We start from the raw sequence: 13430 nt of genomic DNA on the forward strand, positions 1-13430 counted from the left end.
ATCTATTGGGATGTTTCATTCCAATAGATTATATAGAGGTAAGGGTTAGAAACAGGCCTGAATGAATTTTTGAAAAGCTAGAGCACGGTGACTAATTGAATTTTTTTTCGAATCAGTCATTTCTGCAAAAGTTAACGGGTTATTTAATGGTTGAAAAACGGGATCATATCCATGACCGTATTGTCCACGTGGAGGCCAAATAAAATTACCGTCAACTTTTCCTTCAAATTCATATGTTTTACCGTTTGGATATGCAAGGGATAACACACAGATAAAATAAGCCGATTTATCAGGAATGGACTGTAATTTATCATGCATTTTTTGCATGGCCATAGAATAATTCTTATGGGGTCCCGCCCAACGAGCAGAATATAAACCAGGATCCCCATTCAATCCATTAAGGCAAAAACCGGAATCATCTGCCAATGCAATCATGTTTGAGGCATAACTGGCTTGTAAAGCTTTCAAACGGGCATTTTCATGAAAGGTTGTCCCTGTTTCTTCAGGTTCTGTCAGATTAAGTTCACCTGCCGAATGAATTCTTAATGAAAAATTGGAAAGTAATTGATGAATTTCCTTTACCTTGCCTGGATTATGGGTGGCGAGAACAAGTTCTGTATCAGGAATAATTTTAGGTGGAAGCGAAAACATTTAAATTCTTTCATCATTCAAAAATTAAATATGTTTAAATGAGAATTATCTCTGATTAAATTATAATGCCATAATAATTTGTTTAAAATTAGAATAAATATAAGGTTATGATTTAATGTACAATAAAATAATATCTCAAGATTTATTGCGACAATTATTTTTAATATGATCTAATAAAATTTCATACTGAATAGATAAAATTCATTATTAAAAATATTACTTTATATCATTCTGATAGATAATTTATTTTTCTAAAGTGGTATTTATTTTATAAATCATTTATTTTTAATAATTAATGAATGATCTATGATAGGAAAAAAGAATGCAGTCAATTGATGCGGCTTTAGCGGGTAATTTTCAATTTGATCACCAAATCAAGATCAATCGAATGGGATTTGGTGCGATGCGTATTGTTGGTAAAGGTGTATGGGGGGAACCTGAAAATCGTAAGGAAGTTATTGCAACTTTATATCGTACGTTAGAATTGGGGATTAATTTTATCGATACGGCAGATAGCTATGGTCCTTTTATCAGCGAAGAATTAATTTGCGAAGCACTTTATCCTTATCCGAAAAATTTATTGATTGGCACAAAAGGGGGGCACACTCGGCATGGGCCGGATATTTGGCGACCCATTGGCAGTCCAGATTATTTACGTCAATGTGTTTTAATGAGTATGCGTCGTCTAAAACTGGATCAAATCCGTTTATGGCAATTGCATCGTGTGGGGGAAGATACTTTTCCGGAATTACAGTTTGAAGCTATCGCCAAAATGCAGCAGGAGGGATTAATCGGTCATATTGGGTTATCTGCCGTATCTGTAGGGATGATTAAACGTGCGTCAAAATTTTTCAAGGTTGCTTCCGTTCAGAACAAATATAATCTGGTTAATCGGGAATCAGAAGCCGTTGTTGATTTTTGTGATGAAAATAATATCGCTTTCATACCTTATGCACCTTTGGAACAGGGGGTGAAATTCACTGGTCCTGTTCTTGAAGAAATTATGAACAAAAAACACGCCTCAGCCCGTCAGATAGCGTTGGCCTGGCTATTAAAACGTTCAAAAATCATTGTTCCCATTCCCGGAACGGGTTCCGTTCAACATTTAGAGGAAAATACAGCAGCGGTGAATGTTAATTTGACGGATGATGAATGGACAAAACTTGATTTGGAGGGGAAAAAGATTTGGGATAAACAAAAAAAATCTGCAAAATTATATTTGTAAACTGAATAAAAGATCGACATATTCTTGGAATAACAACATAGTTGTTTTTTACTCATATTAAAAATGTTATATAAGAATAACTCCTAATAATCGAGTTTTCACAATTGATGTAGAGTTTTTTTTATGTCTTCGAAAAATTCTGATCCGTCTAATACTGGTAATAAATATAGTAATTCAATTATAAAACGCCCCAGATACCGTATATGGCGGATGTTGGTTGGAATACTTGCAGGCTTGTTCCTTTTTATTCTTGCGGGAGGTGGATTATTTGCCTGGATAAAATATGAGGGAGCCGTACAGGATTTGCCTACTGTTGAGGGGTTGAAAAATTATGCCCCGCCTGTTATGAGCCGGATATATGCCAATAATGATCGTGTCATGGCAGAATTGGCATCAGAGCGGAGATTATTTGTTCCTATTACCCTTATTCCGGATCGGGTCAAGAACGCTTTTATCTCGACAGAGGACAAGAATTTTTATTCTCATGGCGGGATAGACCCCTTGGCAATTGTACGTGCGGTTGTACAAGATATGTTCCGTAAAACGTCAGGTAAGCGTCTGGTGGGGGCCTCAACGATTACGCAACAGGTTGCGCGTAATATGTTGCTTAACAATAAGCGGAATTTGAATCGCAAGATTAAGGAAGCTATCTTGGCAATTCGAATTGAACAATCCCTGACCAAAGATCAAATTCTGGAAATTTATTTAAATGAAATTTATCTTGGTGATGGTGCCTACGGGGTTGCTGCGGCCGCACAAACTTATTTTCATAAAAATCTTGATCAGCTGACCGTGGCAGAAGCGGCCTATCTCGGTGGATTGCCGAAGTCTCCTTATAATTATGATCTTTATCATCATCCAAAAGCAGGGCTGGAACGTCGTAATTTCGTTTTGAGCCGTATGCTAGAAACTGGTGCAATCAGCAAAGAAGTCTTGAAACAGGCAATGGATGAACCTCTGCAAGTGACACAATCTGTTATAAGACGTGGACCTTTGGCAGGAACACAATGGTTTTCCGAGGCTGTAAGGCGTGATCTGATAGATCGCTATGGAATGGATAAAACAATGCAGGGTGGTTTGGAAGTTCATACGAGTTTGGATCTGAAAAATCAAAATCTAGCAACAAGGTTAATGCAGCAGGCATTAATGAAATATGATCGGCAACATGGTTGGCGAGGTGCAATAAATCATTTAAATATTGAAGATGGAAAAGAATGGAGTGATTTGCTAGCCAGACAAAAAAATCCTGCCGGGATATTGGATGCATGGCGTGTTGCCATTGTTTTGAATAGTAGTACGGGAAAAGTTGGATGGTTGGAGAATAAGAATGAGAAATTGGCTTTATTAGAAAATAAGGATGTAAGTTGGACAAAGCGTTCTTCTCATCCATTAAAAATGGGAGATGTTGTTTTAATTGAGCCTTTGGCTAATAATGGTAAAGTCGCCTTGCGTCAGGTTCCTCTGATAGAAGGTGCGTTAATTTCTGTTGATGTTCAGACAGGCCGCGTTTTATCCATGTTTGGTGGATGGTCATTTGCTGAGTCACAGTTTAATCGAGCAACACAAGCTCAACGACAACCAGGCTCTTCTTTCAAACCCATAGCTTATCTGGCGGGGATGGAACAAAATATTCCGCCATCTCAGATTTTTATGGATTCCCCTTTTTCAGCAGGTAGCTGGCATCCAAACAACTATGAAAAAACATTCTGGGGACCAACAGCGTTACATAATGGCTTACGTTATTCAAGGAATTTGGTCACCATTCGTTTGGCCGCTCAAGTCGGGATGAATGCTATTTCAAATTTGGCAATTGCATTAGGTGAAGTAGATTCAATGCCTAAGGTTTTACCTGCCGTTTTGGGTGCTGTGGAGACAACGGTTTTCCGTCATGCTGGTGCCTATGCAAGTATTGCGGCAGAGGGGTTGTTAACAAAACCAACCTTAATTGACTATATTCAGGATCGGAATGGAAAGGTAATCTGGCATTCAGATGTCTTGAAGTTGGAACATTCGGAAGATCCAGATAGGCTTCCCCTTATTATTGATCATCGTAAACGTGTTGCATCAGCTCAAAGTTCCTATCAAATTATAACCATGATGGAAGACGTGATGAAACGTGGAACCGGTATGTCGGCAGCGCGTGGGATAGATCGTCCACTTGCCGGCAAGACAGGAACTAGTCAGGATTTTAATGATGCGTGGTTTGCAGGATTTTCACCGGATGTCGTGACAGTAGTATGGTTTGGGTTTGATCAGCCAAAAACATTGGGAAAAGGTATGTCTGGCGCTGTTGTTGCCGCGCCAGTTTGGAATGAATTCATGAAAAACATTCTGGCTAATCGTCCCAAACTTGATTTTGCAAAACCAGAAGGTGTTTTTCTAGCAAGTTATGATACGAGTAAAGGAAGTGTAACCGATGCTTTCAAGGAAGGACAAACCCCGGGAATTAGCATCAATTTGAATAAGGGGGCAGCAACGGGTGAGTTGACAGCCCAGGATACAGGAGCTGAAAATATACCTGATTCTGAAGAGTCCATGGATAGTAATGAGGGGATTGTATCTCCATCTAATGAAGGAAGTGAAAAAAAGATTGGTGAAAAAACAGGTCAATCTTCATCTTCAGGTGAAGGGGAAGATATAGGTATGGGTGGATTATATTAAGGTTGACCTTGTATTTTTATTAAAATCTTGTTAATTGGATTAATAATTAATTGCATTTAAGGTAAATAAAGGAAACGAGTATGTCTGCGGAGAGTGATACACTCCAACAAACAATAGAGCAGTCTTTAGAACTGCTGAGGAGGCATCTTTGACTGGGATACAGCTAAAGATCGTCTAGCCGAGTTAAATAACCGCATTGAAGATCCCAATCTATGGGATGATGCGGAAAATGCGCAAAAGATTATGCAGGAAAGAACAGGGCTTGCCAATCAAATTGAGCGGGTTGAACGGTTGGAGCAGGATTGCAAGGAAAATCTTGACCTAATTGCGTTGGCTGAACAGGACAATGACATGGAAATTGTTCAGGATGCCTTGCAACAATTGCAATCAATGGAAAAAGAAGTTAAACGTCTTGAATTGGAAAGTTTACTTTCTGGTGAAGCCGATCGGAATGACTGTTATCTGGAAGTGAATTCCGGGGCAGGAGGCACGGAAGCGCAGGATTGGGCTGAGATGATGTTAAGAATGTATACACGTTGGGCTGAACAACATGGTTATAAGGTAACCATGTTGGAAAGTACTGAAGGGGAACAGGCGGGTATAAAATCGGCAACATTGCAAATAAGCGGGATAAATGCCTATGGGTGGCTGAAAACTGAAGCAGGAGTTCATCGCTTGGTTCGTATTTCGCCTTTTGATTCCGCTAAAAGGCGTCATACATCTTTTGCTTCTGTTTGGGTTTATCCAGTTATAGATGATTCAATTGATATTGAAGTAAATGAATCAGATTTGAAAATCGATACGTATCGTGCATCGGGTGCTGGCGGACAGCATATCAATAAAACGGAATCAGCCATAAGAATTACCCATGTTCCAACAGGAATTATTGTCGCTTGTCAAACGGATCGATCACAACATCGTAATCGGGCAACAGCAATGGAAATGTTGAAGGCCCGTCTATATGAATTGGAATTAAAAAAACGCGAGGAAGAGGCGGCACAGACAGAAGCCAATAAAACTGATATAGGTTGGGGTCATCAAATCCGTTCTTATGTTTTGGCACCCTATCAATTGGTGAAAGATTTGCGAACGGATGTGGAAAAAACCAATCCAGATGCTGTTCTGGACGGTGATCTGGATGATTTCATGGCAGCGGCACTGGCTTTAAGGGTGGGGGCAACACGTTCAGAAGCAAGTGCGAAAGCAACATAATAAAAAGGCTTTGTTAAAAACTTTGACTAATAATGATTTATCAGTGGATAAGTATTGAAGATGAGTAATTTCACAGGAAATGGAAAATGATTCATGGTTAATCTTAATCAACGTCATCCTATTGAATCTATTGGTATTTTAATTCTTGTTATTTTGTTTCATATTTTTGGAATTCTTGGATTATTGTTTCTGATGCATTCCAATAAAAAAGAAGATATGCCTGCTCCATTAGAAATAAGGGTTGTAGATGTATCTTCCGCCGCATCCTCAGCTTCCGCACAGGTTTCACAACCACCTGCACCGGAAATGATTGTTCCACCTCCACCAGAGATTGAGCCCCCCCCAATTAATACAGAAGCCCCTGTACAACCTAAACCGCCTAAAATTGTAAAAAAACAAATCAAAAAAAGGGAACCGGCTGCCCAACCTGCAAAAAGCTCGGCATCCGATAGTCAAAATCAAGGGAATATGAATGGTACATCTGGTGAGGGGATGTCGAATACTCCAAATGATGGTCCTCCTGACAGAAGTGCTGGCAGTCGTGCACTTAATGGTGTTAAAATGAATTATCCTCCTGATATGGAAGCAGCGGGTAAGGAAGGTCGGGTTATATTATCCTGTGATATTGAAGCGGATGGCCATACCAATAATTGTAATGTAATTGAAGCCAAGGGAGGAAACTCGTTTAAAGAAGAGGCTCTACGCTATGTGGCTTCTGCCCGTTATCGTCCAGCCACACGCAACGGTATGCCAGTAAAAGAGAAAAATCATCGTCTTACAATCAGTTTTAAATTAGGTGCTGGATAAATGGTTCATTTATTTTGGATTGGATATGTCAATTAATCATCTTAAATGCAAATAAAGTTAAAATTTCTTTAAATTTAGTTACGTTAATGTCGAAAAATATGAATAAATTTACCAAACAATATATTGGGCAGACCAACATTGATAATCTATGCTTTCATGATATGAATTTTTATGACAAAAATTTTAGGGATGGTTTAGTTGATGCTTTAAATATTTGTAAAAATATATTTAAGGAACATGATCGTTACGTTATTGGGTTATCAAAAATCAATCCCAGAGCGTCACCAATTCGATAACAGATATGGTATATAGGTTTGAAATGAACCTATAATCAATTATAAGTTGATGGTTATTCATATCAATATAAAAATAAATAACAATGAATATGTTTATATTGTCTGAGGTTGTTTAAAGAAATTACTGCCCAGTAAAATTAACGAAGGAATGTGTTAAATATGGATAAAAATAAAAGTTTATTTCGATTGATTCGTTTTAAATTCACTGTGATTGCCGCATTTTCTGGAATGCTTTGCCTGTCAGGTATAAACAATGGTTTTGCACAGCAGCCTCAGCAAAATATACCAACATCAACTGCACATGATAACTCCGCTTCTCAACCAATGCAAAATTCAGCGGGTAGCAACGTAAATCCAGTCGTTTCTTCGACCATAGACAACCCAGTAAAACCGGAAGCTGTTCCTCAATCATCAGAAAATCCATATGGTTTAAAAGCTTTGTGGAAAGCGGGTGATATTGTTTCAAGGATAACATTGCTTGTGTTGGCAATAATGTCAGTAGGGAGTTGGTATGTAATCGTTGCAAAAATTGTTGTCCAAAATCGTGTAACGCGTGCTGGAAAAGAAGTGCGTGAAAAACAGTTCTGGCAACAAAACACTTTAAAAAAGGGTACGGAGAGTTTAGGTAGTAACTCTTCCTATCGATATATTTCTGAAAATGGTATTGATGCACTGATGCATTATGAAGGCTCCTTGCAGGAAACGATTGATTTATACAGCTGGGTGTCCATGGCCTTACATAGAGCGCTTGACACGATACAGGGACAATTGCAAGGCGGTCTGGCTTTTTTGGGAACGGTTGGATCCACTGCCCCTTTTGTAGGATTGTTCGGAACAGTCTGGGGTATTCATCATGCCTTGACCGCCATTAGTATCGCTGGACAGGCTACCTTGGATAAAGTCGCCGGTCCTGTAGGCGAGGCTTTAATTATGACAGCAATTGGTTTGGCTACGGCTGTTCCAGCTGTTCTGGGATATAATTTCCTGGTTCGTCGCAATAAAGTGATTATGGATCAAACTCGCAATTTTGCTGCAGATGTTCAAACAGTTTTACTTGGGGGAAACCTGAATAATAAAAAAGTGATCTCTGAGTAAGGAAAGAAAGGCACATGAGCTTTAATTTGAATGGTAATCGTGGTGTGGGGGATTTTATCAGCGCGGAAGGGGATAATGATGAGGTGGTATCCGAAATCAATACAACCCCCTTGGTTGACATCATGCTTGTACTACTGATTATCTTTTTAATCACTATTCCTGTTGCCACACACGCTGTAAAGGTTGATATACCAGAACGTAATAGTCATTTAACTCAAACCAAGGTAGGAAATATAGCCCTTGTCATTAAGGCGGATGGTCAAATATTTTGGAATGAACAGCTATTACCTGACGATAATGCATTAAAGGCAAAATTGGCTTCGGTAGCATCTTTACATCCTCAGCCCCAAATTCAAGTTTGGGGAGACATACAGGCAAAATTTGAGAAAGTTGGTCAGGTTATCCAGGATTGTCAGCAAGCCGGGATCAGTAGGGTTGATTTTATTACGAAACCCATTAGGAAATAGTAATACGGTATAGGGTTAAGCCAGATTATATGATTGAAAAGGATATAGTATAATGCGTTCATTACGTTCTGGACATGCTCGCAGAATCATGATTCAGCAAGGTGAAAAGGAAGAAGAGGTAATGGTAAATATTAACACGACTCCCTTGATTGATGTAATGCTGGTTTTATTGGTAATGTTGATCATAACTATTCCCCTACAGACGCAATCCGTACAATTGGCCTTGGGAAGAGCAGTTCCAGTAAATGAAACAGAACTTCCAAAAACGGTGACAATCGGTATTGATTTTGATAATAGTTTGTCGATTGATGATACTGCTATATCCAATGAGGATGCGTTACTTGATCGTTTTCGTGAAATAGCTGCTAACTCTGACCAGCCAGTTGTTATCGTAAAGCCCAATCGATTGGCAAATTATAAAAATGTTGCCATTGTTTTGGCAGATGCCCAACGGTTAGGAGTAAAAAAGATAACAATTGCCAATCAACAGTAATGAATGAGGATAGATCGGGATATTAAACTATGAAACCTGTTTCTTTATTGCGAAATTTATGGATGGTGGCTTTATTGGGAATTGCTGGAGGTTTATATTCAGTTTCTATTGAATCCAAAGAAGTGGTAAGCCAAAAAATGGCTGCTCCTTTAAAAAATATAGAACATCTTATGAAACAGGGAAAGATTGCCCAGGCCAATGCGGCGCTTAAGGAAGTTCAGACAATTCCAAATCCTTCCGCCTATGAAAAAAATATTATTGAACATTTGCGGATTGCTTTGGCAATCAAGCAGAATAATCTTGATGCAGCCTTTACCGGATATGATGAATTGATTAATTCCACACGTACGTCTGCATCTGAAAAAATTCAAATAAGAATGGCGCAGGCCAGCCTTGCCTATCGAGCTCGACAATATGTGAAGGCAATAGAATATATTAAACAGTATTTTTTGGTTGGTGGTACCAATACACACATGAAAACATTGTTGATCCAGTCATATTTTCTTAACAATAACTATAAGGAAGCAATGACAGCTCAGCAAAAACAAATAGATGAAGAAATAAAAAATGGTCAGGTACCAGCTGAATCCCAGTGGCAAATTATGGCTAATTGCCAAGAAAAACTTGGAGATCAGGATGGTTTGCGACATAGTTACACGCAATTGGCTATGCATTATCCCAAAGCCGAATATTGGGGACATATTATGGCGGCACTATCATCCAGCCGTGATTTATCATCCTCTGTCAAACTTGAAATACTCAATTTGCGTTTTAACATGAATTTAATGAGGACCAGTGAAGAATATATGGAAATGGCGGAAGTGGCAATGCAAGCCAATATGCCGCATTTCGCATTGAAAATCCTCGCGGCTGGTTATGGCAAGGGATTATTGGGTACGGATCATAACTCGACACGTGTTATGAGACTTAGGAAATTTATTCGGGATAAAATTAACGAGAATAAATCAGCGTTGCCTGCAAAATTGGAAGCTTTCGAAAAGGCACCAAATGGTGATGATATGTTGATGCTTGGATATGATCAGGTTATGGACGGTAAAGGTCAGTCAGGTCTACTATTGATGAAGGAAGCACTGAAAAAAACGTTGAAAGATTCTAATGAGGCGTTGCTTCATTATGCTATGGCACAACTACAAGTTAACCAGAAAAATCAATCAATTCAAAATCTAAAATCTATCCAAGCACAGGGAGTTATAAAAGAAATTGCTGATTTATGGCTGATTAAATTACAGACAAAAACCTAAATCTTGAAATAGGATATATTGAAATACTAAGTAATTAATAATAATATGCTTTTTCGTGAAGAGGATAGTTTTCGATATTTTTTAAAAATTGTTTATTTATTTGCCTATTTTGATAAATCCACTTAAAAGACATATTTCTTGATAGGTTTTTTATTTGGGTAAAATCTGTTTATTTAAGGTGGAGGGATTAAGGAACTGGGAATGCTTATTCATACGGAAGAAACACCAAACAATCATGCATTGAAATTCATTTTGGGTAAACCGATCCTTGATTCGAACCAGACAATTGATTTTACGAATAAAGAGGCTGCATATAAGTCGCCACTCGCCTTGAGCCTGTTTGATGTTGAGGGTGTGAAACGTGTTTTTTTTGGTCACAATTTTATTGTTGTAACCAAAGACAAGAAAGTTTCCTGGTATGGGCTGAAATCAGCGTTAAGTGCTATCATTATGGATTTTCTCTTGATGAAAAGACCCCTTCTCGATAAAACTTCAAAAGTCAATGTGATCGAGATGGAAGTTGCACCTGAGGATCAAGCAGTTGTTGAGCAAATAAAATGGATATTAGATACGGAAATTCGTCCCTCTGTAGCCAAAGATGGTGGCGATATCATATTTTACGGTTATAAGGATGGATGTGTTTATTTAAGAATGCAGGGATCCTGTCAGGGATGTCCCTCTTCAGCAATTACTTTGAAACATGGGGTGGAAGTGATTCTGCAGCGACATCTTTCTGAGGTTATTACTGTGGAGCAAGTAAGAATTTAATTTTATTTGCTAAAGAAAATATTAAAGATATCTACGTCTCGAATCAATTCGGATGAATGAATTGGAAAAAGAAATGGATGAAAAATCTTTCTTGCCTATGGAATGTCTGGATCGTCTTTTTAATTTGGCACGGACTCCTAGGTCTTGGTTAAATAGGGATGTGGAATCTTCCGTCTTGTATCAGCTTTATGATTTGGTAAAAATGGGTCCAACTTCTGCAAATTGCCAGCCGGCTCGGTTTACTTTTCTTAGTCATCCAGTAAGTAAGGAAAAATTGAGACCCGCCCTTACAGACGGGAATATTGATCTGGCACTATCCGCTCCTGTTATTGTTATTGTAGCATATGATCCAATATTTTATGAAAAATTACCGATTTTATATCCAACGGTTGAATTGAGATCATGGTATGCGGGAGACATGCCATTTGCTGAAGAGACGGCTTTGCGCAATTCTACTTTGCAGGGAGGATATATGATTGTTGCAGCTCGCTCATTGGGGCTTGATGTTGCTCCCCTATCGGGTTTTGACAATACAATGGTGGATCGACTGTTTTTTGAAGAACAGGGTTGGCATTCCAATTTTTTGATATGTTTGGGATACGGGAATAAAGAAAATATTGGGGAACGAAATGAAAGGCTTGCGTTTGAGGAAGCCTGCTTAATGTTGTAAATCTATGAAAAACGATAAAACAATTTTAGTCATTAATGGTGCCTCTGCATCTGAGCAGGCACCTAATTTTATTTCTGTTGTTGTTAAGGATCAAATATATAGGTTGGAATGTGAAAAAAAATCCTTTGAACGAGGTGCCCCAGAACGATTTCCAATCTATTTCAATGAATTTGTACGGAACGGTTATTTAGTCGCTAATAAGATTGATCTTATTTCTATTATTATTGGACCTGGATCTTTTACGGGATTGAGGGCTTCCATTGCATTCTCATTGGGATTGCAAACAGGGTTACATTGTCCGGTTGTCCCTTTACGCCGTGGTGAGGCGATTTTTCCATATATCGAAAAAGACTATTCTGGTAAATTAGTTTGGCATATGACCTTGGCCCGAAGAAATAGGGTATTTATTGAAACCAATCAAAAATCTGAAATAAAAGCTTTCGATTTTGTTGATATACCATGGCCGGAAGAAGAAGTTATTTTGTCAGGTGAAGCGTTTCCAATTATAAAACCTCTTATTCCAACAAAAGTCAATTGGCGTAAATCCTCTATAAATGAGGCGGATGCAGTTATGATGGCCAAGATTGCGGATCATTATGATCAGGGTGATAAAGTTACGAATAAACTCTATCCTTTATATATAGATCCTCCCAAAGCGAGTTTACCTGCTGGTGGACTGCGAAAAGCACCAAAATAAAAATGCCGAGAGAATGAAGTGATGCTGATACAATTTATTACAGAGGGAAATGGTTTAGAATATCCATTGGCATTATTACATCAATCCGCTTTTCCAGAACATGAATATTGGAAACCTGAAGATTTCAAAACACTGATGGCTTTACCTACACATTCTGCATGTGTCTATATGGATAAAGAAAATGTAATGCTGGGTTTTCTATTTTACTCCAAAATTATTGATGAAGCGGAAATAGTTACTTTTGCTGTTTCCCCCCCCTTTCAGGGAAGAGGGATAGGCAAGGCCATTCTTGAGCAATTTATAAAAAAAATGAAAATGGAAAACATCAAATCAGTTTTTTTAGAAGTTGCTGAAGATAATAAAAAGGCATATCAGCTTTATTGTAATTATAATTTTGAAGTTCAAACAAAAAGGGTTGATTATTATGGTAAAAATAAGAATGCTTATCTTATGCTGAAGTCTTTGTCCTAGAACGACTCTTGGTAAATAGAGAAATATATCTTTTTTAATGATTTGAATTAAGTTATAAATAGTTTGAAGAAAGCTATCTTTTGAAGTTATAATTTTTGTTGAAAATTGACTTGGCAATTGTCCGTATTCCAGTTAGGGCGCATATAGGCTTCTTTGTAATAATTGAATGAATTGTATGACACGTGAAAAAATGAATAATTTATCTCATATAGAACGGTTATGTATTAAGAAAGGTCTGAAAATGACCGGGCAGCGACGTGTTATTGCCCATGTTCTTTCGCATGCCCATGATCATCCCGATGTTGAAGAGTTATATCGACGGGCCTCAAAATTGGATAATAATATCTCTGTAGCCACGGTCTATCGTACTGTTCGTTTGTTGGAAGAAAAGGGTATTCTGGAAAAACATGATTTTGGTGGGGGACGTGCCCGTTATGAAGTGACTGAACAGGGAACGCATTATCATTTAATCGATGTTGATACTGGAAAAGTGATTGAATTTGAAGATCCTGAGCATATCAAGATGATTGAGATCATGGCGAAAAAATTAGGGTTCGAACTGGTTCAGCATCGGTTGGAACTGTTTGGGCGCCGTATTAAGACAGAACAAGATTCGTAATTTTTACAAGATATATATAAATTATTTTGGTTTATG

14 protein-coding genes are annotated in these 13430 nt (G+C 38.2%); 13 read left to right on the forward strand and 1 reads right to left on the reverse strand.

Annotation, left to right across the window (positions count from 1 at the left end; translation table 11 throughout):
• Positions 1-45: 45 nt before the first annotated feature.
• Complete coding sequence (gene rdgB / locus GN303_RS02315) at positions 46-651, reverse strand: RdgB/HAM1 family non-canonical purine NTP pyrophosphatase (RefSeq protein WP_110438639.1); 606 nt, start codon at positions 649-651, stop codon at positions 46-48.
• Positions 652-973: 322 nt separating this feature from the next.
• On the opposite strand from rdgB, the gene GN303_RS02320 reads away from it, so the two are divergent.
• The 13 genes from GN303_RS02320 to GN303_RS02380 all read left to right on the forward strand — a co-directional run bounded on the left by GN303_RS02320 (position 974) and on the right by GN303_RS02380 (position 13394).
• Complete coding sequence (locus GN303_RS02320) at positions 974-1876, forward strand: aldo/keto reductase (RefSeq protein WP_110438640.1); 903 nt, start codon at positions 974-976, stop codon at positions 1874-1876.
• A 123-nt stretch (positions 1877-1999) separates the two neighbouring features.
• The gene (locus tag GN303_RS02325) at positions 2000-4537 is read left to right on the forward strand and encodes a penicillin-binding protein 1A (RefSeq protein WP_197037468.1); all 2538 of its coding nucleotides are present in this window, start codon (positions 2000-2002) and stop codon (positions 4535-4537) included.
• Between the two features lie 80 nt (positions 4538-4617).
• A protein-coding gene (prfB, locus tag GN303_RS02330) for a peptide chain release factor 2 (RefSeq protein ID WP_110438641.1) occupies positions 4618-5749 on the forward strand; the annotation gives its coding sequence in 2 pieces (ribosomal slippage) (positions 4618-4686 and positions 4688-5749; 1131 coding nt in all).
• Positions 5750-5842: 93 nt separating this feature from the next.
• On the forward strand, positions 5843-6556 hold the full coding sequence (locus GN303_RS02335) for an energy transducer TonB (protein WP_110438642.1): 714 nt from the start codon (positions 5843-5845) through the stop codon (positions 6554-6556).
• A 455-nt stretch (positions 6557-7011) separates the two neighbouring features.
• Positions 7012-7947 (forward strand): MotA/TolQ/ExbB proton channel family protein, encoded by a 936-nt coding sequence (locus GN303_RS02340; RefSeq protein WP_230873026.1) that lies wholly within the window; start codon positions 7012-7014, stop codon positions 7945-7947.
• A gap of 44 nt (positions 7948-7991) precedes the next feature.
• The gene (locus tag GN303_RS02345) at positions 7992-8414 is read left to right on the forward strand and encodes an ExbD/TolR family protein (protein ID WP_370552732.1); all 423 of its coding nucleotides are present in this window, start codon (positions 7992-7994) and stop codon (positions 8412-8414) included.
• A gap of 52 nt (positions 8415-8466) precedes the next feature.
• Positions 8467-8907 carry an ExbD/TolR family protein gene (locus GN303_RS02350; protein ID WP_230873027.1) on the forward strand — a complete coding sequence of 147 codons (441 nt, stop codon included), beginning with the start codon at positions 8467-8469 and terminating at the stop codon, positions 8905-8907.
• A 29-nt stretch (positions 8908-8936) separates the two neighbouring features.
• Positions 8937-10169 (forward strand): tetratricopeptide repeat protein, encoded by a 1233-nt coding sequence (locus tag GN303_RS02355; RefSeq protein ID WP_110438645.1) that lies wholly within the window; start codon positions 8937-8939, stop codon positions 10167-10169.
• Positions 10170-10370: 201 nt separating this feature from the next.
• A complete protein-coding gene (locus GN303_RS02360; protein WP_110438646.1) occupies positions 10371-10937 on the forward strand; it encodes a NifU family protein in 567 nt (188 codons plus the stop codon).
• Between the two features lie 52 nt (positions 10938-10989).
• The gene (locus GN303_RS02365; protein WP_231504054.1) at positions 10990-11607 is read left to right on the forward strand and encodes a malonic semialdehyde reductase; all 618 of its coding nucleotides are present in this window, start codon (positions 10990-10992) and stop codon (positions 11605-11607) included.
• Positions 11608-11611: 4 nt separating this feature from the next.
• Positions 11612-12304 (forward strand): tRNA threonylcarbamoyladenosine biosynthesis protein TsaB, encoded by a 693-nt coding sequence (locus GN303_RS02370; protein WP_110438647.1) that lies wholly within the window; start codon positions 11612-11614, stop codon positions 12302-12304.
• A gap of 21 nt (positions 12305-12325) precedes the next feature.
• On the forward strand, positions 12326-12775 hold the full coding sequence (gene rimI / locus GN303_RS02375; RefSeq protein ID WP_110438648.1) for a ribosomal protein S18-alanine N-acetyltransferase: 450 nt from the start codon (positions 12326-12328) through the stop codon (positions 12773-12775).
• 175 nt (positions 12776-12950) lie between these two features.
• Positions 12951-13394: a Fur family transcriptional regulator gene (locus tag GN303_RS02380; protein ID WP_110438649.1), complete on the forward strand. Its 444-nt coding sequence runs from the start codon at positions 12951-12953 to the stop codon at positions 13392-13394.
• Positions 13395-13430 lie beyond the last annotated feature (36 nt).

Origin of the sequence: Commensalibacter melissae (genome assembly GCF_009734185.1) — a bacterium.
GTDB classification, from domain to species: Bacteria; Pseudomonadota; Alphaproteobacteria; order Acetobacterales; family Acetobacteraceae; genus Commensalibacter; species Commensalibacter melissae.